The sequence below is a fragment of the Caulobacter sp. NIBR1757 genome (assembly GCF_027912495.1).
Classification (GTDB): Bacteria; Pseudomonadota; Alphaproteobacteria; order Caulobacterales; family Caulobacteraceae; genus Caulobacter.
The window spans coordinates 3063371-3086726 of the sequence record NZ_CP115463.1; the positions used below are offsets into that span (position 1 = coordinate 3063371).

Sequence of the window (23356 nt, forward strand, 5' to 3'; positions counted from 1 at the left end):
GCGGTTATCTATACGTGTTGCACCTGACGGCTAATCCTATGCGGCAGACTAAGTTGCGGAAGAACATTCGAGAGTTGTTGGTAAATGTCGAGACCGCTCATAGTTGTTTGCGATTGGTTACCCCCCGCCTTTGGCGCGGTGGGCCAATATGAGCTGCTCCGCGCCCGGGAAGCCGCCGAGGCCGGCGGCCGGGTTCACCTCATTGGCCTGGGCGAGAAGCCCGGTGTGGAAGAAGAGGCGTTCGCCGATGGCCGGCTGACCATTACCCGCCTCGCCGCGAAGCGCCCGAACCGCGCCTCCCTGCTGACGCGCGCCCTGTGGGCGATCAGGACCAATTTCAGACTGCTGGGCCAGACCGCCAGGACCGCGCGGACCTACCCCGACTGCGAAATCAAGGTCACCGGCTCGCCGCCGTTCATTTCCTACATGATCCTGTTCTGGCGGCTTCTGAACCCCCGGCACACGATCACCTACCGGATCACCGACTTCTATCCGGAAACCGCCTTCGCCGCCGGCAAGGCGCGGTTTCTTCGCCCTATGACGCCCCTGATCCATGCCCTGCGCCGCCGGGCCGACCGGATCGAGGCGCTGAGCTGGTGCCAGAAGGCGCGGCTGATCGAGAGCGGCGTGCCGGAGAGCAATATCGAGATCGTCCGAGACACCTCGCCGGTCCGGCTGGAGCCCGGCATCGCGCCGGCGCCGCGTCCCTTCGCGGACGACGCCTGCGTCCTGCTCTACTCCGGCAATCTGGGCTTCGCCCACGACTGGGAGACCTTCGCGGAGGCCTATCGGATTCACGTCCAGACGGGCCCCAATCGGGTCCGGCTGTGGTTGAACGCCACCGGCGTGGGTGTGGAGAGGCTGCGCGCCTACTGCGAGACCCACGGACTTCCCATCCACATATCCGGGCCGGTTCCGCTCGACGAGCTGCCGGCGGTCCTGATGGCGGCGGACGCCCACCTGATCTTGCTCGGCGACCCCTTTTGGGGCTACGTCTTCCCGTCCAAGACCTACGCCTGCCTGGACAGCCATCGCCCTTGCCTGTTTGTCGGGCCAGCCGAGTCTGATGTTCATGCGTTGCTGATGGCCCAGCCGGACACCAATCACTCGGTCCGCAACGGGGATATCGACGGCGCGGTCGCGGCGCTGAACCGGCTGTCTGACCGGCGCTAGGCCTTCCGGCGCATTACCCTGGGGAATTTGAATGAAGCGTGCGTTGATCACCGGTGTGACCGGACAGGATGGGGCCTATCTGGCGCGCCTGCTGCTGGACAAGGGCTATGAAGTCCATGGCGTCAAACGCCGGGCCTCCAGTTTCAATACCCAGCGCGTCGACGACATCTACAGCGACCCGCATGACGGACCGACGCGGTTCCACATGCACTACGGCGACATGACCGATTCGACCGGCCTGATCCGCATCGTCCAGGAAACCAATCCGGACGAGATCTACAACCTGGCCGCCCAGAGCCACGTCGCCGTCAGCTTCGAGACGCCGGAGTACACGGCCAACGCCGACGCCATCGGCCCGCTTCGCCTGCTTGAGGCCATGCGCATCCTGAAGCTGGGGGATCGCACGCGGTTCTACCAGGCCTCGACCTCCGAGCTTTACGGCAATGTCCAGGCCATCCCCCAGTCGGAAACCACCCCCTTCTATCCGCGCAGCCCCTATGGCGCCGCCAAGCTGTACGCCTACTGGATCACGGTGAACTACCGCGAAGCCTACGGCTTCCACGCCTCCAACGGCATTCTGTTCAATCACGAGAGCCCGGTCCGCGGCGAGACCTTCGTGACCCGCAAGATCGCCCGCAGCGTCGCCGCCATCGAGCGCGGCCAGCAGCAGGTTCTCTACCTCGGCAATCTGAACGCCGAGCGCGACTGGGGCCACGCGCGGGACTATGTCGAAGGCATGTGGCGGATCATGCAGCAGCCGGAGGCCGACGACTATGTGCTCGCGACCGGCGTGAAATACTCGGTGCGCACCTTCGTCGAAGCCGCCTTCGCCGAGGTCGGGCGCGAGATCGAATGGGTCGGGACCGGCGTTGACGAGACGGGCCGCGACGCCAAAACCGGCAAGACCCTGGTCGCCATCGATCCCCAGTATTTCCGCCCGACCGAAGTCGACCTGCTGATCGGCGACGCCAGCAAAGCCCGGGAAAAACTCGGCTGGACCGCGACCACGACCTTCGAGGAACTGGTCCGCGAGATGATCGCCGCCGAGATGGCCACGGTGGACCAGCCGTTCGATCCCTACCGGGTCATCGTTTCATGACATCGGCCCTCTACGACCTCACGGGTCGGCGCGTGTTCGTGGCGGGGCATCGCGGCATGGTGGGATCGGCGATCGTCCGTCGCCTGGCGTCCGAGGGCTGCGAGGTCATCGTCGCCCCGCGCGCCGAGTTGGACCTGAGGGACGCCGCCCGCGTGAAGGCGTTTCTGGCCGACAACCGCATCGACACCCTGTTCATGGCCGCCGCCAAGGTGGGCGGCATCCTCGCCAACGCCACCTACCCCGCCGATTTCCTGATCGAGAACCTCGAGATCGCCAGCGCCACCATCCGGGCGGCCCATGAGGCGAACGTCGAGAAGCTGCTGTTCCTGGGCTCGACCTGCATCTACCCCAAGCACGCGCCCCAGCCGATCCCGGAAAGCGCGCTGCTGACCGGTCCGCTGGAGCCGACCAATGAGGCCTACGCCCTGGCCAAGATCGTCGGCGTCAAGCTTTGCGAGGCCTACCGGACCCAGCATGGCCGCGACTTCATCAGCGCCATGCCGACCAACCTCTACGGCGCCGGCGACAACTACGACCTGAAGTCCAGCCATGTGCTTCCCGCCCTGATCGCCAAGGCCCACGAGGCGAAGGTCCGGGGCGACGCCAGCTTCGTCGTCTGGGGCAGCGGCACGCCGCGCCGTGAGTTCCTGCACGCGGATGATTGCGCCGATGCGCTGGTCTTCCTGATGAAGCACTGGTCCGACAGCCAGCATGTCAACGTCGGGACAGGAGAGGATATCTCGATCGCCGACCTGGCGGCGCTGGTCAAACAGGTGGTCGGGTTCGAGGGGACGATCGAATGGGATGCGTCGATGCCGGACGGAACTCCGCGCAAGCTGGTTGATGTATCGAAGCTCGCCGGGCTGGGCTGGAAGCCGACGATATCGCTCGAAGACGGCATCGCGGCGACCTACCGCGACTTCATCACAAAGTGAGCATAATCACCTCAATCTGTGAGGTGAAACATCTGGGAGAACATGTTACCCAACATCGGGGGTGCGATCGATGGGGGGGATAATGAGTGTTTTCAGACGGTCGCTGGACCAGTTTGCCGAGCTGCGGGCGGTGGCCAAGTGCATGCTGCAAGGGCACATGTGGCGAGACAGCGGCAGCGATTCCAGCCACCGGCGATGCCTCAGGTGCGGGCGAAAGCAAACCTACTGAGGCCTCAGCCGCCTTTGAACAGCCCGGTCATGATCTCGCCCTCGACATGGCGCGCCTGCCAGAAGCGCACATCGCCGCCGGACAGCTCGGCCGCGGTGAGAACCCCGCTGCGATAGGCCCAGGTATCCACGCCAATTCTCCGACGATCGGCGAACGGCTCGGCGGCCGGGGTGTGGCCATGCACGATCACCTTGTCCAGCCGCCGTCGGTCGGACAGGAAGGGTTCCCGGATCCATCGCAGGTCGCGTTGCTTCTGGTCCGACAGGGGCCGGTCCGGATTGACCCCCGCGTGGACAAACAGATAGTCGCCAAACTCCAGGCGGCTCTCGAGCTGCCAGAAGAACCGCAGGTGGTCGGCCGGGATCGCCGCCTTGAAGGCTTCCTGCACCCTGCGCCAGTCCTCAAGGCTGACCTCGCCGTCAGGCGCCTCGACGCCGTAGGATCGCATCGTCGCCCGGCCGCCGAAATTGATCCACGCTAGGCCGGATTCAACATCCGCCAGAAAGCCCAGCATCGCCTCTTCGTGATTGCCACCCAGGAACCGGACCGAATCGTCCTGGCCGGCAAGCTCGACCAGCAGGGAGACGACCTCCTTCGACCGGGGGCCGCGATCAATGTAGTCGCCGAGGAAGACCAGCACCGGCGGCACGGGGTCCCCCTCCGCCGCCGCCGCCAGGGCGCCCAGCAGGGCCAGCAGCAGGTCGTCACAGCCGTGGATATCACCGATGGCGAAGACGCGCCGGCCCTCCAGCGCAACCGGCGCGTTTCCGGAGAGGCTTCGGCCCAGAACGCGTTGCCGAACGAACTTCAAATCGTGCCTCGAGAGTCCCTGAAGCTCGCCGCGGCCTTGGCCTCGACAAGCCTGAAAAAGAACGAACACCCCACCTGCCCGTCCATATAGTTGTTGGGGTCGTTTCAGCCAGCAGGAAACCTACGTAGCGGCGTGTGTTTCCGGCTGAGGGGGCAATCGCCAGGGTCCGGCGCCACCATCGCGTCAGCGAAAGTCGGCTGGCTGCAACGCCGGTCACGGGCTAGGGTCACGGTGAGTGATTGGGGACGGTCTTGCTTTATCCGATTATCATGTGCGGCGGGGACGGAACCCGCCTGTGGCCGGCGTCGAGGCCCGATCGGCCAAAGCCGTTCATTCCCCTGGCCGGCTCCCCGACCCTGTTCGCGCAGACGCTCGGCCGAATCCGCGCCCTGCCCGACGCCGCGCCCCCGCTCATCGTCGGCGGGGCGGCGCATGCGCGACTGATCGAGGACGCCCTCGCGGAGGCCAGCCTCCCGGGAACGGTCGTCATCGAGCCGGTCGGCCGCGACAGCGGGCCGGCCATGGCCGCGGCCGCCTGGCTGGTGCGCCAACGGGATCCGGCCGGGGTCTGCCTCTTCCTGGCAGCCGACCACCATATTCCAGACACCGAGGCCTTCGCGCGGGTCATAGGCCAGGCGGTGGACCAGGCGCTCCTGGGCGGTCTTGTCACCCTGGGCGTGAAGCCGACCTGGTCATCGACGGCCTACGGCTACATCCGGCCGGTCTCCAGCGCGCACGGGGGCGTTCGCCCGGTCGAGGCCTTCGTCGAGAAGCCGACGCGAGACAAGGCGGACAGGCTGATCGCCGACGGCTGCCTGTGGAACTGCGGGATCCTGGTCGCCAGGGCCACGACACTGCTCGAAGAGCTGCAGGCCCATGCGCCCGAGATTGCCACCGCGGCGGGGGCGGCCGTGGCCGGCGGCCGAACCGAGGCCGGGCATTTCCTGCTGGGCGACGCCTTTCTCGAAGCGCCGAAACTCTCGATGGACTTCGCGGTGCTGGAGCACACGGACGTCTGTTTCGTCGTGCCGGCCGATTTCGAATGGTCCGATATCGGCACCTGGGACACGGTGCTGGGCTGTTCGGTTCGCGACGCCGATGGCAACAACCTGTCGGGCGCGGCCTTCGCCCAGTCGTCATCCGGCTGCCTCATCCAGGCCGGCCCCGGCGTGACGATCGCCGTGGCCGGCGTCCACAACATCGCCGTCATCGCCGAGCGCGGTCAGGTGATGATCAGCGACCTGGGCCAGGCCGGCGACCTGAAGCGACTGGTCGAACGGGCCCGGGCCTCCGACCAGCCGTCCCTTCCCCCGCTCGGCGACATTGGCGCGCGGCTCCGCCGCTGGATGGACGTCTCCGCCCTGCCGCTCTGGTGGTCCCTGGGGGCCGACCACGGGCGCGGCGGGTTCCACGAGACGCTCGGCCTGGATGGCCGACCCTCCGATATCCCGCGGCGGCTGAGGGTTCAGGCCCGCCAGACCCACGTCTTCGCCCAGGCCGGCGGCCGGGGCTGGAGCGGTCCCTGGCGCCAGGCGGTGGATCACGGCCTGAGCTACCTGCAAGCTGCCTACAGACGGCCGGACGGCCTGTACCGGACCCAGGTCAGCGAGACCGGCGGCGTCCTGGACGATACCGCCCTGCTCTACGATCAGGCCTTCGTCCTGCTCGCTCTGGCGACCGCCGCCGGCGCCGGGGTCGAGCCCGGGCGCCTGGAGGAAGACGCCCTCCAACTGTTGTCGGGCATCGATCGGACCTTCGGCCATGACCGGGGCGGGTGGCGGGAACAGGCTGCATCACCGTTTCAGGCCAACCCCCACATGCACCTTCTGGAGGCCTGCCTGGCCTGGATGGCGGTCAGCGCCGACCCGCGCTGGCTGGAAACGGCGGGCCGGATCGTCGCGCTGGCGCGCGACCGGCTCATTGACCCGGCCGGCGGCTTCCTGGGCGAGCATTTCGATGCGGACTGGACGCTGGCCGGGGAGCCCGGTCGGCAAACCGTCGAGCCCGGGCATCAGTTCGAGTGGGCCTTCCTTCTCGGTCGTTGGGTGATGATCACCGGCGACCAGAACCTGCGTCAGGTCCCGGGCCGGCTGTATGCGGCGGGCCAGCGCGGCCTGGATCGGCGCCGCGGCGTGGCCTGCGACGAGATGAACACCGATCTCGGCATCACCCGCTCGACGGCCAGGCTCTGGCCCCAGTGCGAATGGATCAAGGCCTCCATTCTGCTGGCGGGCCTGGAGCCGGATCGCCGCGACATCCATCAGACGGAAGCTGCCCAGGCCGCCACGGGCCTGTTCCGCTATCTGGAGACCAACATCGCCGGACTCTACCGGGACCGCATGGACATCACCGGCCAATTCCGGATCGAGGATGCGCCGGCAAGTTCGCTCTACCACATCGCCGGCGCCGTCGAGACGATCCAAGCCGGACTGGACCTTCGTTGACCCGCCTCTTCGCCGCCATCGAGACCGGCGGCACCAAGATCGTCTGCCGGGTAACGGGCGCCGACGGTCGGCAGGTCGGCGAGACCCGCCTGCCGACCACCACCCCGCAGGCCGCCTTCGCCGAACTCACCGAAGCCATCGCCGGCATGATCGGCGACCGCCCGCTGGCCGCCATCGGCATCGCCAGCTTCGGCCCCATCCGCATCGACCCCGCCGCTCCCGACTACGGCGCCATGCTGGCCACCTCCAAGCCGGGCTGGTCCGGCTTCAACCTGGTCGCCGCCCTCAAGCCCCACTTCGACGTCCCCATCGCCATCGACACGGACGTCGGCGCCGCCGCCCTGGCCGAACAGGCCATGGGCGCCGGCCAGGGCGCCCGGGCGGTCGCCTATGTCACCATCGGCACCGGCATCGGCGGCGGCCTGGCCCAGGATGGCGTGACGCTGAAGGGCGCCCTGCATCCGGAGATCGGCCATCTCCCCGTCCGCCGCGTCCCCGGCGACGACATCGCCAGCCGCTGCCCCTTCCATGCCTCCTGCGCCGAAGGCCTGGCCGCCGGCCCCGCCGTCGGCGCACGCCTTGCGCCCGGCGAGCGCCTCGCCGACCGGCCCGACGTGGCGGCCCTCGTCACCGACTACCTCGGCCAGCTCTGCGCCAGCCTGGTCATGGCCTGGTCCCCCGACCGCATCGTGCTCGGCGGCGGGGTGATGACCGGCTCCGGCCTCGCCCCCGCCATCGCCGGGCACATGCTGGCCGAGATCGGCGACTACGGCGTCGCCGACGCCGTGCGCCGCCCGGGGTTCCTGGTCCCTGCGGCGCTGGAACATGCCGGCCTCGAAGGGGCGCTCATCCTGGCGCGTCAGGCCGACGGCCGCGTCACCACATAGGCGAACACCGCCACCAGCACGACGCCGACGCCGCCCACCACCCAGACGTTGTGATAGGTCAGCGCCAGGGCCGTCCAGCTGCCCCCCATCGCCAACCCCGACGCCGCCTTGGCCGGAACGGGGATGGCCTGCCGCTCCTCCCAGGCGATCAGCAACGGCCCGAACCGCGCATGCCGCCGCAACCGCTCGGCCCACTCCGGCGCACTGGCTGTGAAGGCCCAGAGGGCGACCAGCAGGAAGGGCGTCGTCGGCAACAGGGGCAGGAACGCCCCCGCCGTCGCCAGGGCCACCATCACGATGCCGAGCCCCCGCAGCAGATACCGCTTCAGCGGACTGATCGGCTTGCCGCGCGGTGGCGGATCGGGGAGCTCGGGCGCGTTCATCGGGATGCACCCTAGCCTGAAGCCGCCCGGCGAACAGCCCGATGAATATGTCTAGACATATCCAGAATGGGCCTTTGCGCGCCGATCTGAGGCATCGGCCCGATTCCCCGCGAACCGGGTGGTTTTCGGGTGGTTTCCGATGGGTATTGACGGCGACAAAAGCCGACACCCGGTTGGTATCGGGTGGGTCCCAACCTCTTGAAATATCGGTCTATTTTCCAAATGTTCCGGCGACTTTCGTGGTATAATGGGTCAGCTTCGATAAACCACCCTATGCGCCCTTCGCCTTGCGCCGTTTCATCTCGTCCTTGTCGATCTTCGCCGCCCAGGTCGACACCCCGTTCTTCAGGTCGGCCGGCGTCAGCACCAGCGGCTCCCACAGCGGGGCGCCAACCACATTGTGCAGATTGAGCGTCAAGGTCGGCGTCTCGCCCATCTGGAAGTCCAGCATGCCGAAACACACCGTCTTGCCCCACACCGGCCGCATCCGCACCTCCGGCGTCTGTTCCCAGAAGTCGTTGTCGGGGACCTGGGCCAGGGGTGAGGAGCAGAAGTCGTAGAGGTCGTAGCCGCCCTCTTCCGAGCGCGGGATGCAGTTGAGTTCGCCCATGTGGGTGTCGCCGCTGAGCAGGACGACGCCCTCGATCCTGGCATCGCGGATGTAGTCGAAGATCTCGTTCCGCTCGTGCCGATAGGAGGTCCAGCTGTCGCTGCCGGTCTCGGCGAAGGACCAGCCGACGCCGCAGACGATGATCTTGAACGGCGCCTTGCTGGCCTTGAGCTCGGCCTTCAGCCAGGCTTTCTGGCCCGTCCCCAGCATGGTCTTGGACGGACCGTCGGGATCGCCGGTCGGGTCGCGGTGGTAGCGGTCGTCGAGGAAGAAGAAGTCGACGCCGCCATGGCTGTGCTTGAAGAAGACGCCCGGCGTCTGGGCCGTGCCGGCCGAGGGGTTGGCCCAGTACTGCTTGAACAAGCCGAGCGACTGCTCGCGGATCGGGTTGGTGCGGTCGCCGTCGTTGTAGGCGTAGTCATGGTCGTCCCAGACGGCCAGCTGCGGGGTGGAGCGGATCAGCGGCAGCATCCGCTCGACGCTGCGCTGGCGGCGATAGAGGTCGGCGATGCCGCTCGGCTCGGTGGTGTCGGCGTAGATGTTGTCGCCCAGCCAGAAGAACAGGTCCGGCTCCTGCTCGACCACGGCGTTGAAGATCTTCTGGTCGGCGTCGAACTGGATGCGGCAGCAGCTGCCAAAGCCGACCCGGAAGCTGGCCGGGCCCCTGGGCGCGGTGCGGGTCTTGAAGGGGACGGGCTGGTAGCGGTCCGGCTTTCCGCCGATCCGCAGGCGGTAATAGTAGGGGGTGGCGGGTTGCAGTCCGGCGACCTTGAGCACCACGCAGAAGTCGTCGGCGGCGCTGGCGGTGACCGGGGCGCTGACGATCGGGGCCTTGAAATAGCGGTCGGGACTGGCCTCAACCGTGACCTCGAAGGCGCCGCTCATCCGGGCCCAGATGGTTATGTGGTCGGGGCCGCCCGGGCCGACCATCGGGCCCTCCAGGCAGCGGGGATAGCCGAGCACCTGGGCGAAGGCCTTGGGGGCGCTGGCCAGCAGGGCGGCGAGGGTCGTGGCGCCGAAGAGGCCTCGGCGGCCGATGCGCGGTCCGGTCATGGTGGTTTCCCTACTGTGGGCGAATGGCTTCGAGGATCTGGTCGTGAAGGATGGCGTTGGTCCCCAGGACCGTGCCGTTGTGGAGGTCGAGCGGGCCGCCAAGGGTGTCGGTGACGATGCCGCCGGCCTCGCGCACCAGGATGGCCCCGGCGCCCATGTCCCAGGCGCTGACCTTCTGCTCCCAGTAGGCCTCGAACCGGCCGCAGGAGACCCAGGCCAGATCGATGGCCCCCGCGCCCAGCCGCCGGATGCCGGCCACCCGGTGGGTCAGGGCGGCCATCTCGTTGCGGAACCGCTCGTGCTCCGGCTTGGCGGCAAACGGGATGCCGACGGCGAGAACGGCGTCTTCAAGTTTGTCGCGGGTCGAGACGCGGATGGCCTTGTCGTTGAGAAAGGCCCCCTGCCCCAGCTCGGCGCGGAACATCTCGTTCAGGGCCGGGCACCAGGTGACCCCGGCGATGACCTCGCCCTGCCGGGCCAGGGCGATGTTCACCGCCCACAGCGGGGTATTGGTCAGGAAGTTGGTGGTGCCGTCGAGCGGATCGACGACCCAGACATGGTCCGGATCGGAGCCGGGAATCAGCCCGCCCTCCTCGCCGAGGAAGCCATAGGTCGGGGCGAAGGCCTCCAGGTGACGACGCACCGTCTCCTCGGCCTTGACGTCGGCGGCCGAGAAGAAGTCGGAGACGCCCTTGCGCTCGATGGTCAGGGTGGCCAGCGTCCGCTGGTCGGCGACAAGGCCGGCGCCGGCGTCATGCGCCGCCGACAGCATGGCCTGAAGGGTCTTGGAAGGCGTGCTCATCAGTCCCTCAGTTTCACTTTCCACAGGCTGGTGGCCAGGATCAGGGAGGCGACCGAACAGCCGATCCAGAACAGGATCGAGGGGCCGAAGTCGTAGATCTTGACCCCATCGACGGTCTTCATGCCGGCCTCGATCAGGCCGCCGGAGATGTTCTCCTGGATGGCGGCGCCGATGTAGCTGAACACCCCGATCATGCCGAGCGCCGCCCCCGACACCCGCTTGGGACAGATGTCGGTGGCGAACAGGCCGCCGACGCTGGTCACCAGGCCGGTCAGGCCAAGGCCGAACAGGGCCAGGCCGAAGGACAGCACCCAGACGTTGGTGGGCCCGAAGAAGATGATCAGCAGGCCGACGATCTCCATGATGCCGAAGATCAGGTTGGCCGGCGGCCGGCGAGCCTTGAAGAACTTGTCGGAGACGTAGCCGAAGGCCACGGCGCCGACGATGCCGGTGACGGTGTTGATGGTCAGCAGGCTGGCCGCCTCGACCAGGGAATAGCCGCGGCCCTCCTGGAGGTAGAGGACGCCCCAGCTGTTGATGGCGTAGCGGGTGACGTACATCAGGGCGCTGGAGACGGCGAGCACCCAGACGGCGGGGATGGCCAGGATCGACAGCTGGGTCTTCCACAGGCTGGTGGTCGGCGGCGGCGGCGCGGCCTGGTCCCACTCGTCATGGCGCCAGACCGAAACCTTCGGCAGGCCGAAGGTCTGCGGCCGGTCCTTCATCAGCCACAGGCAACCCAGCGCCGTAACCACGCAGAGCGCGCCCGGCCCCCAGAAGCCTGCCCGCCAGCCAAGCGCCGAGACCAGGGCCCCGGTGACCAGGAAGGTCAGGCCTTCGCCGATCGAGTGGGCCGTGCTCCAGATGCCGTAGAAGCGGCCGCGCTCATGGTTGGAGAACCAGTGGGACAGGCCGACGACGCTGGCCGGGGCCCCGAAAGACTGGAACCAGCCGTTCAGCCCCCACAGCGCCACCGCCACCCACAGCACGACGTTGAAGCCCATGCCGATATTGACCAGGGCCGAGACCAGGATGCCGAAGGCCAGGAACATGCGCGGGTTCAGGTGATCCGACAGGAAGCCATTGGTCAGCTTGCCGAAGGCGTAGGTGTAGAAGAAGGCCGAGCCGATCAGGCCGAGTTCCGTGGGCGTGAAGATGCCGGCGTCGATCAGCGGCTTCTTCACCACCCCCAGCGCCAGCCGGCATGTGTAGGCCAGGCCATAGCCGCCGGTGATGGCCAGCATGACCATCAGCCGGTTGTGGCGGAATATCCTGTCGATCCGCTCCCGGTCGGTCAGCGGCGGGGCGTCGGGCCCCGGCGCGAAGGCCCTGATGAGGTTGCTGAACACTCTGCCGTCCCTCCCCGATTCTTCGTTTGGTCCGCTCCAACGAGCCTGGACCATGATCCTGTGACAGTCCGGTCTCAGGTCTTTTTCGCGATCCAGTCGTGGGCCGGGTCGTTGCGGAAAATCCACTGCCGCTTCGGGCCGGCCATGACGTTCAGGTAGTAGAGGTCGTAGCCGTGGGGGGCGCCCACGGGGTGATAGCCGCGCGGCACCATGACCACGTCGCCGTCCTGCACGCAGACTGTCTCGTCCAGGCTACGGTCGTCGGTGTAGACGCGCTGGAAGGCGAAGCCCTGCGGCGGATTGAGCCGGTGGTAGTAGGTCTCCTCCAGCGCCGTTTCCTCGCCGGCCGTGGCGGTGTCGTGCTTATGCGGCGGATAGCTGGACCAGTGGCCGCCGGGGGTGATGACCTCGACCACCAGCAGGCTGTCGGCGGGTTCGGTCTCCGGCAGGATGTTGCGGACGTAGCGGGTGTTGGTCCCGGAACCCCGGACCTCGCGGCTCATCTTCGTCGGCTCGATGACCCGGGAAGCGCCCTGCCCCGTGCCCGGCGCCGAACAGACGGCCAGTTCGACGGCGCCCTGGGCGGTGACCGACCAGGCCTGGCCGGCGGGGACGTAGACAGCGGCCGGGGCGGCGTCCTCGAAGACGCTGGCGCGGCCTCCCAGGCCCTTGTGGGTCTCGGTCCCGACGGTGATGTCGGCCTTGCCGGTCAGGACGACCAGACAGGTCTCGCGCATCCCGGCCGCTTCACTGGCCGACTGGCCGTCGGCGAGGTTCACGACCTTGAAGCCGACATGATCCCAGCCGGCGCTTTCCGGGGTTACCTCAAGCACCGTGCCGGCGGTGTCTGGGGCGTGGGGGCGAACGAGGAGGGTCATTTCACGCGGCCTTCTTCAGGCCGGCCGCCTCGGCTTCGCGCTCCAGCGTGCGTAAGCCCAGGTCGGCATAGGTTTTGGGGTCGGCCAGCGCCGGGTCCTGCTCGGCCTCGATGATGATCCAGCCGCTGTAGCCGATGTCCGACAGGGCCCGCATGATCTTGCCGTAGTCAAGGCCGCCGTCCCCGGGGACGGTGAACATCCCGGCCAGCACGCCATCGAGGAAGCTGGCCCCGGCCTCGCGCACCGTCTTGTGGGTGGCGCGGCGGATGTCCTTGCAGTGGATGTGGGCGATGCGGTCCGGATGGGCCTTGATGACCTCAGCGGGGTTGATGCCGCCCAGCGCCGCGTGGCCGGTGTCGAGGGTCAGGCCGACACTGGGTCCGGTGTGACGGATGAAGGCGTCGAGGTCGGAGGCGCGCTCGACCACGGTGCCCAGATGGTGGTGATAGGCGAAGCGCAGGCCTTGCGCGGCGATGTAGTCGGCGACCGTGGTCAGCCGTTCGCCGAACTGCTTCCAACCGGCTTCGTCGAGGACGGGGGTCTGCGTCATCGGGACCGACCGGGCGCCATGGATGGCGTTGGATGTCTCGGCGTGGACGAAGACGGTGCTGCCCATGGCCTTCAGCAGGACCAGGTGATCCTGCAGGGCGGCGATCTCAGCCTCGGCGTCGTGGACAAGCAGATTGCCGCTGTACCAGCCGCCGACCAGGTCGAGGCCGTAGCTGCCCAGCAGGGGTTTCAGGGTCGCCGCGTCGCGTGGGAACTTGCCGCCCAGTTCGACGCCGCTGAAGCCGACGTCGCGGATGTCGGCGAGAATCGAGTCCAGGGGCGTGTCGCCGCCCAGTTCGGGCATGTCGTCGTTGGCCCAGGCGATGGGGCTGACGCCGAAACGGATGGTCATGATCAGTCCCCGGTACGCTGTTGTTTCAACTGGATTTCGTAAGTTGCGCGGGCGACGCGGACCTGCTCCCGCTCGGAGACTTCCGGCACCGCCACATCCCACCAGGTTCCGCCGGCCTCGGTGGAGATGGCCGGGTCGGTGTCGATGACCACCACGCTGGTGCGGTCGGCGGCGTAGGCGCGGGCCAGCGCCGCTTCGAGTTCGCCGATGGTCGAGACCTTCTCGGCCAGGGCGCCCAGGCTGCGGGCATGGGCGGCGAAGTCGATGTCGGGCAGGACCTCGTGGCGGGCGTCGGCCAGCAGGTTGTTGAACGGCGCGCCGCCCGTGCCGGCCTGAAGCCGGTTGATGCAGCCGAAGCCCCGGTTGTCGAGCACGACGATGGTCAGCTTGCGGCCGAGCATCACCGAGGTGGCGATCTCGGAGTTCATCATCAGGTAGCTGCCGTCGCCGACGGTGACGATCACCTCGCGGCCCGGCTCGGCCATCTTGACGCCGAGGCCGCCGGCGATCTCGTAGCCCATGCAGGAGAAGCCGTATTCGACGTGGTAGCCGCCGGGCCGGTGCGTGCGCCACAGCTTGTGCAGCTCGCCCGGCAGGCCGCCGGCGGCGCAGACGACCACGGCGTCCTCGTCAGCCGTGCGCCAGACCGCGCCCAGCACCTGGGCGTCGGAAGGCAGGACGTTGTCGCCCGGCGCGGCGGTGACGGCATCGAAGGCGGCGTTCCAGGCGGCGACGGCGGTCGAATGATCGACCCTGGCGCGGTGGCCGGACAGGCGCTCGGCCAGGTTCTCGATCACCGTGCGGGCGTCCCCCACCACGGCCATGGCCCCGTGCTTGGCGGCGTCGAAGGCGCCGACGTTGACCTGGACCAGCCGGCGGCCCGGGGCGCCGAACAGGGCGCGGGAGCCGGTGGTGAAGTCCTGCAATCTCGTCCCGATTCCAACGATGACGTCAGCCGCCTCGGCGGCGGCGTTGGCGGCGCTGGTGCCGGTGACGCCGACAGCGCCAAGGTTGGCCGGGTGATCCCAGGCCAGGCTGCCCTTGCCGCCTTGCGTCTCGGCGACCGGGATGCCGGTGGCTTCGGCGAAGCGGGCCAGGGCGGCTTCGGCCAGGCTGTAGCGGACGCCGCCGCCGGCGACGATCAGCGGGGCCCTGGCGGTCAGCAGCAGGGCTGCAAGATCATCGAGCTCGCGCGGGTCGGCCGGCTGGCGGCGCAGGCGGTGCAGGCGCCGCTCGAAAAAGGCCTGCGGGTAGTCGTAGGCCTCGGCCTGAACGTCCTGGCAGAAGGCCAGCGTGACCGGCCCGCAGTCGGCGGGGTCGGTCAACACGGCGATGGCCCGCGGCAGGGCGCTGAGCAACTGTTCTGGACGAAGAATGCGGTCGAAGTAGCGGGACACGGGGCGGAAACAGTCGTTGGCGCTGACCGTGCCGTCGCCAAAGTCCTCGATCTGCTGCAGGACGGGATCGGGCCGGCGATTGGCGTAGACGTCGCCCGGCAGGAACAGCACCGGCAGGCGGTTCACATGGGCCAGGGCGGCGGCGGTGACCATGTTGGTCGCCCCGGGGCCGATGGAGGTGGTGCAGACCATGGCCCGCTGGCGACGCATCTGCTTGGCGTAGGCGATGGCGGCGTGGGCCATGCCCTGTTCGTTGTGAGCGCGGAAGGTCGGCAGGGCGTCCTGCGCCGCCTGCAGCGCTTCGCCAAGGCCGGCGACATTGCCGTGCCCGAAGATGGCCCAGCAGCCCGCGAAGAAGGGAACCTCGGCGCCCTCGACCTCGACATACTGCGCCGCCAGCCAGCGAACAGCGGCCTGGGCGGCGGTCAGACGAACCGTATTCACGCCGCCCGCTCCCGCGCGCCGCGCGCCAGGCGCCAGGCCTTGGTCAGGGTGTCGAAGCGGGCGGCCATGGCGGCGACGGCGGCGCTGTCGCCCATCTTGCCTGCCAGCCAGTCGCGGGCGACGTCGTAGAAGATGGTGCGTCCCACCGCGAACCCCTTGATGATCGGAATGTCGGCGGCGACCTTGATCGAGGCCATCAGGTCCTCGATGGGAGCCGACAGGCCGAGCAGGACCACACCCCGGCACCAGGGGTCGTTGCGCTGGATCACGGCCTCGATGTTGCGCCAGGCGGTCACGTCGTCACTGGGCTCCAGCTTCCACCAGTCGGGCTTGATGCCCAGAGCATAGAAGCGTTGCAGGCAGTCGGCGATGGTGCCGGCGTCGACCGGCATGCCCTTGGGGGTGATGACCTCGAGCAGGAACTCGTGACGCGTCTTGCGGCAGGCGTCGGCCAGACGGACCAGCTGCGATTCCTGGGCGTCGCGCAGGCTTGGCGGATCATCCGGGTGGTAGAAGACCAGGCATTTGACGACGTGGTTCAGCGGCCATTCGGCCAGCTCGGCGCCAACGTCCGCCGAGCATTCGAACTGCAGCGGACGCGACTGCGGCAACTCGATCGGGCGGCCGATCCAGTAGGGATAGTCGGCGGCCTTGGCCAGGGTGTCGAAGCCGTAGCGGCCGTCGGCCAGGATGCCGAAGCGCGGGTCGCCCTTGGCCACCGCATCGACGGCGCGCAGGGCCAGCAGCTTGAAGGCCGGCACCCGGGCGGGGTCGGCGCCGGTCTGGGCGACGAGGTCGTCGAACTGGCTGCGGTGGTCGACGGCCAGGACGGTCAGCTCGTTGTGAACCCCGTCGCGAGTGGTCGCCCAGTGGATGTGTTCGAGCTCAGCATCGTCGCGCAGGCGGAACGGCAGGTCGCGGCGGCCGAGGAAATGCTCCATCTCCGGCCAGGTGGCCATGGCCGGGGCGCAGCCATGCCTTGAGACGACAATGGCCCCGGCGGCATTGGCGATCTCGCAGCACTTTTCGAGCGGCAGGTCGCGCAGCCAGCCGCGCAGGAAGCCGGCCATGAAGGCGTCGCCGGCCCCCAGCACATTGAACACTTCAATGGGAAAGCCGCGGCCGACGACGCCGTCGTCGAGACGGTCCGGAATGTCGCCCGGGAAGGCCGAGCAGCCGTCGGCGCCGCGCTTGCAGACCAGCAGGGCCTGGGTGACGCGGCGAATGTTGCGCAGGGCCTCGATCGTGTCCGTGGTCCCGCCGAGGATGTGGATCTCTTCCTCGGTGCCGACGATGAGATCGCACAGCGGCAGCACCTGCTGCAGCACGGCGGTGACCTTGTCGTTGGCGACGAAGCGGTTCTCACCGGCCTCCTTGGGCGTCAGGCCCCAGAGGACCGGGCGGTAGTCGATGTCGAGCACGACCCGGGCGCCACCCGCCTTGGCCAGGCCGGCGGCCTTCAGGCTGGCGGCGAGGACGGCCGGTTGCGACAGGTGGGTGCCACTGAGCACGACCGAGCGGGTCCTGGCGATCCAGTCGGGGTCGATGTCGGCCTCGGTCAGCGCCATGTCCGGCGCGTTCTCGCGGTAGAAGATCAGCGGGAAGGTCTCGCGGTCGCGGATGCCGAGGATGACCAGGGCGGTCAGGCGATCGGGGTCGGCGATGACGCCCGTGGTGTCGACGCCCTCGCGAACCAGCTGCTCGGTGATGAAGCGGCCCATGTGGTCGGCGCCGACGCGGGTGACCAGGCCTGCCTTGAGGCCGAGGCGCGCCGCGCCGATGGCGGTGTTGGTCGGGCTGCCGCCGACGTACTTGGCGAAGGAGGCCATGTCCTCCAACCGCCCGCCCGACTGCTGGCCGTAGAGATCGATGCTCGAGCGGCCGATGGCGATCAAATCCAGCGTCTTGTCGTGCTGCGCCATTGGGGCCCTTGAAAGCGTGGCGCGACCGTCGCGCCGGACTATGCAACGATTATTCTATTCGTTCTGTGTTTGCAACATTCATTTCATTATTGGAATGCGGCCGTCAGCCGGCCTGGCCGCTGGCCTCGAAGGCGAAGCCGATCACCAAGGCCTGGGCCAGGCAGATCGAGGCGGCCAGGGAGCGGAAGGAGCGGATTTCCGATTCGCGGACCTGCAGCACGGCGGTGGCGTTCTTGGCGACCGGACTGACCAGGCTGTCACTGATCGACAGCACCCTGGCGCCCTTGCCGACGGCGATCTCGACGGCCGTCACCGTTTCTTCGGCGTAGGGATGGTAGCTGACCGCGATGAGCAGATCCCTGGGACCGATGCCCTGGACCTGCTGGCGGGCAAGGCCGGCGACGCCGTCGATGAACATGGTCCGCTTGCCCAGCTGCTGCAGCGAATAGGCCAGGTAGGAGGAGACCGGGAAGGCGCGGCGGAAGCCGGCGACATAGACGATTTCGGCGTCGCGGATCAGGGCCACGGCCTCGGCCATGTCCTTCTCGGTGATGGATTGCCTGAGGTTCTGCAGGGCCAGGGTGTTGCCCTCGACGAACTCGCCGAGCAGCTGGGCCCCCGCCCCGCTCTCCCGGGCGTCGACCTCCTGGTTGAAGCGGCGGACGCGCTCGCCGTAGCCCAGGGCCGACTGGCCGCTGAGCAGGCCGTCGCGAAACAGACGCTGCATCTGGCTGGCGCCGGGATAGCCAAAGCTCTTGGCGAAGCGGACGATGGCGCTGGGCTGCACCCCGCTGCGCTCGGCGAGGACGGCCAGGGTCTCCAGCGCCATGTCGTTGGGCTCGTCCAGCACATAGCGGGCGATCTGCTGCAGCCGCTTGCTGAGGCCGTCGTAGCGTTCGAGGATGGCGGCGCGGAGCTCTTCGGCGGTGGCGGGCGGCGGGCCGCTCGGAGTCTCGGAATCGGTCATGCCGTGGAAGCGTCCTGCGCGGTTTCGAAGTTAGAATATCCGTTCCAGCCCCGAACACAACGCACGGCGACCATTCGTTCCAAACGATATTGCGTTCGGAATGTTTGTTCCATAGTACGGACCTCCGGAGGGTCCCCATGATCAAGATCGCTCAACTCGGCGCCGGACGGATGGGCTCCATCCACGCCCGCAACGCCGCCGCCAATCCGCGGCTGGATCTGGCCTGGCTGGTCGATCCCCGACCCGAGGCAGCGGGGGACCTGGCCCGCGAGATCGGCGCGGGGCTGGCGAGCTTCGAGGCCGTGCTGGCCGATCCGGAAATCAAGGGCGTCATCGTCGCCAGTTCGACCGACGCCCATCTGGACAACGCCCTGGCCTGCCTGAAGGCCGGCAAGATGGTGTTCTGCGAAAAGCCGCTCGACCTGGACCTGGCGCGGCTGGTCGAGCACAAGGCCGACTTTCAGGACGCGCCGATCTTCGTCGCCTTCAACCGCCGCTTCGATCCGCACTTCGCGGCCCTGGCCGAGACGGTGACGTCCGGCGCCATCGGCGCGCTGGAAACCCTGCACCTGATCAACCACGACCCGGCCGCGCCGCCGGCCCACTTCGTGCCGACCAGCGGCGGGCTGTTCAAGGATTTCACCATCCACGACTTCGACGTCGCCGCCTGGCTGGTCGCCGAGCCGTTCACCGAGGTCTTCGCCTTCGCCAGTTGCCTGGTCGATCCGATGATCGGCGAACTGGGCGACGTCGACACCGCCCGGGTGATCCTCAAGACCGCGTCCGGCAAGATCGTCATGATCAGCAACACCCGGCGCAGCGGCTGCGGCTACGACCAGAGGATCGAGGCGTTCGGCAGCAAGGGCATGGCCGTGGCCGGCAATCCGGCCCCGACCACGGTCGCCCGCTGGACCGAGGCCGGCGCGGGTTCCGACGCCCTCTATCCAGGCTTCATGAGCCGCTACGCCGGCGCCTACGCCGCCGAGATGGACCATTTCGCCGACATGCTGGAAGGCAAGGCTCGGCCCGCCGCCGGCTATGAGGCCAGCGTCGCCTCCCTGAAACTGGCCGAGGCCGCCGCCCGGTCGGTGGCCACCGGCGCGCCCGTCAAACTGTAAGGTCTTCAACCATGTACAACCTCGCCCTCATCGGCGCCGGCCGCATCGGCCGCATCCACGCCGCCAACGCCAAGGCCCATCCGGGCCTGACCCTGATGGCCATCGTCGATCCGGTGGCGGCTGCGGCCGAGAGCCTGGCGGCCGAGACCGGCGCGAGGGTGACGTCGCTGGACGCGGCCCTGAGCGATCCGGCCATCGCCGGCGTCATCGTCGCCTCCTCCACCGACACCCACCTGGACTACGCCGGCCGCGCCATCGCCGCCGGCAAGGCTGTGTTTTGCGAAAAGCCCATCGACCTCAATCTTGGCCGGGCCCGGGGCGCGGCCGGGGACTTCGCGGGCAAGCCGCTGTTCCTCGGCTTCAACCGCCGCTTCGATCCCAACTTCCAGGCCCTGAAGGCGCGATTGGACGCCGGCGAGGTCGGGGCGCTGGAGACGCTGCATATCACCAGCCATGACCCGTCGCCGCCGCCGGTCAGCTACGTGAAGGTCTCGGGCGGCCTGTTCAAGGACATGGCGATCCATGACTTCGACATGGCCCGCTGGATGCTCGGCGAGCCGGTCGCCCAGGTCTTCGCCTCGGCCAGCTGCCTGGTCGATCCGGCCATCGGGGAGGCGGGTGACGTGGACACGGCGAAGATCCTGCTGAAGACGGCCTCCGGGCGCATCTGCATGATCAGCAACAGCCGCCGCAGCGGCTATGGCTACGACCAGCGGATCGAGGCCTTCGGCTCGGCCGGCATGCTGCAGGCGGCCAATGTCACCGAGAGCACGGTCCAGGTCTGGACCGAGGCCGGGGCGGCGTCGGCGCCGTTCCAGAACTTCTTCCTCGACCGCTATGCGGCCGCCTACGTCGCCGAGATGGCCCACTTCGCCGAGATCCTCGGCGGGGCGACGCCGGCGATCGGATACGAGGACGGGGTGGAAGCGCTGGTGCTCGCGGAGGCGGCCGGGGAGTCGGCGCGGAAGGGGGCGGTGGTGACGCTGTAACGATCCCTTCTCCCGCTTGTCGGGAGAAGGTGGCCCGCGAAGCGGGTCGGATGAGGGCAGCACCGGCGGTAGCCGGGCTGCCCTTTTCCATGCCTGAACGAAAACCTTCACGGGCCGGCGCCGCCCTCATCCGTCGGCTACGCCGACACCTTCTCCCGACAAGCGGGAGAAGGGACACCGGTGAGGCGACTCGACGCCGCGCAAAGAAAAGGCGGCGGCCCGAAGGCCACCGCCGAAGTTGCGCAAGTCGATGTCAGGGAGAAATCAGTAGGTGAAGCTCAGACCCACCCGCCAGGAGCGGCCGTAGGTTTCGGCCTCGGCGAAGCGGTGGCGGTTGCCGTAGAAATAGTAGTCGGTCTCGTCATTCAGATTGTTGCCCTCGGCGAAGACCTCGAGCTGTTTGGTGACCTTGTAGGCCGCCTTGACGCCGATGGTCTGGTTCTCGCCGAAGTACAGGTCCTCGTCGGCCGTCGCGCCCAGTTCGTCGATGTAGTCTGAGCGGTAGGTGTAGGCGACGCGGGCCGAGAAGCCGGCCTTCTCGTAGTAGAGCTGGGCGCTGAGCAGCATGTCCGACTGCTTGGGCAGGCTGGTTTCCTTGCTCCGGCCGGGCACCTTGAGCTTGCCGTTCAGGAAGGTGGCGTTGAGGTTGACCCCGAAGCCGTCCAGCGCGCCGGGCAGGAAGGTGAAGGGCTTCTGGAAGTTCAGCTCCAGGCCGGTCACCTCGGCTTCGGTGCCGTTCTGGAAGGAGAAGACGTCGCCGTTGACGATGCTCACCCCGCCGAAGGTTCCGGTTTGGTCTTCCAGGGTCGAGGCGAAGATCGGGTTGTCGATCTTCTTGTGGAACAGACCCACCGAGAAGCCGCCCTCGTCCGGGAAGTAATAGTCCAGCGAGAAATCGAGGTTCAGCGCCTGCTGGGGCTTCAGGTCCGGGTTGCCGAGGCTGACATCGTCGCCATCGACCGCCACGGTCGGGGCCAGCTGGAAGTATTCCGGACGGCCGATGGCGGTGGTGATCGCCGCCCGCACCAGGATGTTCTCGCTGACGTCCCAGCGCAGGTTGAGGCCCGGGAAGACGTCAGTGTAGCTGTAGCTGCCGAAGCGGTTGTAGTCGTCGGCCAGGGTCGCCGTCGGGGTGACGGCGATGGCCCGGGTGTCGCCCTCCGTCCGCTCGACGCGGACGCCGGGAATGACGCTGATGTCGCCGAAGTCGAGGTTGGCCATCAGATAGGCGGCGGTGATGGTTTCCTGGACGCGGTAGTCGGAGCCCAGGGTCTCGACGATCTGGTCGTCATCGTCGCTGTCGAACAGGCCGGGGTTGGCTTTGAAGAAGGCGTTGACCTTGCTGTAGCTGATCGACGGACCGGCGAGATACTTGCCCCCGAAAGTGTCGCCGTAGGTTTCGCCGACCTCGGAGGTGAGGGTCCGTGTCGGGCCGGTGTACATGAACACCTCGCCGGTCGCGTCGGTGAACTTGTCGCGGTCCAGCCACTTGGCGCCGAACTTCAGGTAGCTGTCGTCGCCGAGCACCGAAAGCGGCATCTGATAGTCGATGCGGATCTGGTTCAGGTCTTCCTCGGCCTCGCGGCTGACCTGCTTGAAGCTGCGCAGCCGGTAGCCGGCCGGATTGTAGGCGTTGGCGCTCAGCGTGACGCCGCCGGGCATCCCGTCCTGGTTGCCAAAGGACCCGGTGATCGGGCCGCCGCCGCTGGTGTTGTTGTAGCGGTATTCGATCTCGTCGCGGATCGGGTCTTCCTTGGTGGCCAGGTTGTGGGTGGCCTGGAGGGTCAGGAGGCTTTCGCCGATGTTGAACTCACCGCCGATGGCGATCGTGGTGGTGTCGGTGATCTCGTTGCGGACCCGCAGCAGCTTGCGGGCGCTGGCCCCGCCGGTGAAGGTTCCGCCGTCCTCGCTGAGGCTACTATAGCTGGCGGCCGAGGTCGGCAGGAAGAAGCGGGTGCGGTTGCGGACCTCGTTGTCGTCGAACTTCGAGTACATGACCCGGGCGTAGGCCTTGATGTCGTCGGTCGGACGCCAGTCGAGGTTGACGACCGCGCCGGTGCGGGTGCGCAGGGCAGGGGTGTAGACCCGGTTGTCGAACTCGACGGGCAGATCGACGCCGCCGACGGTCTGGCGACCGCCCGACAATACATCCTCGGAGTCCGAAGGCCGTTCCGACCAGTTCAGGGCCACGACGACGCCGAACGACTTGTCCGGGCCGAACAGGGTTCCAGCCGAGAAGTCGCCCTCGTAGGCGTTCTCGTCGGTGATCTCGAAGCCGCCGACGGCGGCCCGGGCGTTGAGGATGGTGCGGTTGCGGTCGAAAGCGGTGACCGTCTTGATATCGACCTGGCCGGCGATGGCGTTGGCGTCGAGGTCGGGGGTCAGCGACTTGACCACCTGTACCGAGCCGATGAGGGCCGACGGGATGTCGTCGAGCTTGACGTTGCGCGATTCCGGCTCGGGGGCGGAGGCGGTCTGGGCGTTGATGGTGACGTTGGCCAGGTTCGGCTCGATGCCGCGGATGATCAGGTAGCGGCCCTCACCCTTGTCGGTGGCGACCGACACGCCCGACAGGCGGCGCACGGACTCGGCGACGTTCTGGTCGGGCAGCTTGCCGGCCTCGCCGCCCGAGACGATCTCGCTGGCGCTGGTCGCCTCGCGCTTCTTCTCGAGGGAGTCGCGGTCGGTCGCCCGCTGGCCGGTGATGACCACTTCATCGACTTCGCCCTGAGCCTGAGCCGCGGCCATGCCGGGCGCCACCAGGCAGGACGACATCATGAGCGCGCCCAACAGATATCGAGACTTCATACGACCCTCCCCTTTGCTTCTCATTGCAGCGCGAGGTGAGCGAAGACTCGCTCCGACGGCTGATGAAACGGACACTACGAACAAAAATTCTATTTGACAACATGAATGGAAATTAAATTGCATTCTGAGATCGGAGCGATGATGGTGCCGTCAACAA

Annotated in this window: 18 protein-coding genes; 7 read left to right on the forward strand and 11 right to left on the reverse strand. The window is 67.9% G+C overall.

The features are described from left to right. Positions 1 to 138 precede the first annotated feature (138 nt). Genes O5I81_RS15065 through O5I81_RS15075 form a run of 3 tightly spaced genes read left to right on the forward strand, consistent with a single transcriptional unit; the run spans position 139 to position 3207 of the window. On the forward strand, positions 139 to 1173 hold the full coding sequence (locus tag O5I81_RS15065; RefSeq protein ID WP_271065676.1) for a glycosyltransferase: 1035 nt from the start codon (positions 139 to 141) through the stop codon (positions 1171 to 1173). A gap of 31 nt (positions 1174 to 1204) precedes the next feature. Further along, positions 1205 to 2272: a GDP-mannose 4,6-dehydratase gene (gene gmd, locus O5I81_RS15070; RefSeq protein ID WP_271065677.1), complete on the forward strand. Its 1068-nt coding sequence runs from the start codon at positions 1205 to 1207 to the stop codon at positions 2270 to 2272. Then, the gene (locus O5I81_RS15075) at positions 2269 to 3207 is read left to right on the forward strand and encodes a GDP-L-fucose synthase (protein WP_271065678.1); all 939 of its coding nucleotides are present in this window, start codon (positions 2269 to 2271) and stop codon (positions 3205 to 3207) included. The genes gmd and O5I81_RS15075 overlap by 4 nt, the downstream gene beginning before the upstream one ends. Positions 3208 to 3440: 233 nt before the next feature. On the opposite strand, the gene O5I81_RS15080 is transcribed toward O5I81_RS15075, so the two are convergent. Continuing rightward, complete coding sequence (locus tag O5I81_RS15080; RefSeq protein ID WP_271065679.1) at positions 3441 to 4247, reverse strand: metallophosphoesterase family protein; 807 nt, start codon at positions 4245 to 4247, stop codon at positions 3441 to 3443. Between the two features lie 251 nt (positions 4248 to 4498). On the opposite strand from O5I81_RS15080, the gene O5I81_RS15085 reads away from it, so the two are divergent. Together O5I81_RS15085 and O5I81_RS15090 are read left to right on the forward strand one after the other, a co-directional pair. Beyond that, the gene (locus O5I81_RS15085) at positions 4499 to 6691 is read left to right on the forward strand and encodes an AGE family epimerase/isomerase (RefSeq protein WP_271065680.1); all 2193 of its coding nucleotides are present in this window, start codon (positions 4499 to 4501) and stop codon (positions 6689 to 6691) included. Next, the gene (locus tag O5I81_RS15090) at positions 6688 to 7578 is read left to right on the forward strand and encodes an ROK family protein (protein WP_271065681.1); all 891 of its coding nucleotides are present in this window, start codon (positions 6688 to 6690) and stop codon (positions 7576 to 7578) included. The genes O5I81_RS15085 and O5I81_RS15090 overlap by 4 nt, the downstream gene beginning before the upstream one ends. Here O5I81_RS15090 and O5I81_RS15095 read toward each other — a convergent pair. The 9 genes from O5I81_RS15095 to O5I81_RS15135 form a co-directional block, all read right to left on the reverse strand. Continuing rightward, positions 7551 to 7961, reverse strand: a complete 411-nt coding sequence (locus O5I81_RS15095; protein WP_271065682.1) for a YbaN family protein — start codon at positions 7959 to 7961, stop codon at positions 7551 to 7553. The two genes, O5I81_RS15090 and O5I81_RS15095, sit on opposite strands and share 28 nt — an antisense overlap. Before the next feature lie 271 nt (positions 7962 to 8232). After that, on the reverse strand, positions 8233 to 9624 hold the full coding sequence (locus O5I81_RS15100; RefSeq protein WP_271065683.1) for an alkaline phosphatase D family protein: 1392 nt from the start codon (positions 9622 to 9624) through the stop codon (positions 8233 to 8235). 10 nt (positions 9625 to 9634) lie between these two features. Next, positions 9635 to 10426, reverse strand: a complete 792-nt coding sequence (locus O5I81_RS15105; RefSeq protein WP_271065684.1) for an inositol monophosphatase family protein — start codon at positions 10424 to 10426, stop codon at positions 9635 to 9637. Next, the gene (locus tag O5I81_RS15110; protein ID WP_271065685.1) at positions 10426 to 11775 is read right to left on the reverse strand and encodes an MFS transporter; all 1350 of its coding nucleotides are present in this window, start codon (positions 11773 to 11775) and stop codon (positions 10426 to 10428) included. The genes O5I81_RS15105 and O5I81_RS15110 overlap by 1 nt, the downstream gene beginning before the upstream one ends. 74 nt (positions 11776 to 11849) lie before the next feature. After that, on the reverse strand, positions 11850 to 12653 hold the full coding sequence (gene iolB / locus O5I81_RS15115; protein WP_271065686.1) for a 5-deoxy-glucuronate isomerase: 804 nt from the start codon (positions 12651 to 12653) through the stop codon (positions 11850 to 11852). Position 12654: 1 nt separating this feature from the next. Continuing rightward, positions 12655 to 13554, reverse strand: a complete 900-nt coding sequence (gene iolE, locus O5I81_RS15120; protein ID WP_271065687.1) for a myo-inosose-2 dehydratase — start codon at positions 13552 to 13554, stop codon at positions 12655 to 12657. A 2-nt stretch (positions 13555 to 13556) separates the two neighbouring features. After that, positions 13557 to 15395, reverse strand: a complete 1839-nt coding sequence (iolD, locus tag O5I81_RS15125; RefSeq protein WP_271065688.1) for a 3D-(3,5/4)-trihydroxycyclohexane-1,2-dione acylhydrolase (decyclizing) — start codon at positions 15393 to 15395, stop codon at positions 13557 to 13559. Further along, on the reverse strand, positions 15392 to 17317 hold the full coding sequence (iolC, locus tag O5I81_RS15130) for a 5-dehydro-2-deoxygluconokinase (protein ID WP_271065689.1): 1926 nt from the start codon (positions 17315 to 17317) through the stop codon (positions 15392 to 15394). The genes iolD and iolC overlap by 4 nt, the downstream gene beginning before the upstream one ends. A 103-nt stretch (positions 17318 to 17420) precedes the next feature. Then, positions 17421 to 18284, reverse strand: coding sequence for a MurR/RpiR family transcriptional regulator (locus O5I81_RS15135; protein WP_271065690.1), 864 nt, complete (start codon positions 18282 to 18284; stop codon positions 17421 to 17423). A gap of 137 nt (positions 18285 to 18421) precedes the next feature. Here O5I81_RS15135 and O5I81_RS15140 point away from each other — a divergent pair, with 137 nt between their 5' ends. Continuing rightward, on the forward strand, positions 18422 to 19402 hold the full coding sequence (locus O5I81_RS15140; RefSeq protein WP_271065691.1) for a Gfo/Idh/MocA family oxidoreductase: 981 nt from the start codon (positions 18422 to 18424) through the stop codon (positions 19400 to 19402). An 11-nt stretch (positions 19403 to 19413) separates the two neighbouring features. Continuing rightward, positions 19414 to 20391, forward strand: coding sequence for an inositol 2-dehydrogenase (iolG, locus tag O5I81_RS15145; protein ID WP_271065692.1), 978 nt, complete (start codon positions 19414 to 19416; stop codon positions 20389 to 20391). 264 nt (positions 20392 to 20655) lie between these two features. Here iolG and O5I81_RS15150 read toward each other — a convergent pair whose 3' ends face one another. Beyond that, complete coding sequence (locus O5I81_RS15150; RefSeq protein WP_271065693.1) at positions 20656 to 23199, reverse strand: TonB-dependent receptor; 2544 nt, start codon at positions 23197 to 23199, stop codon at positions 20656 to 20658. Positions 23200 to 23356 lie beyond the last annotated feature (157 nt).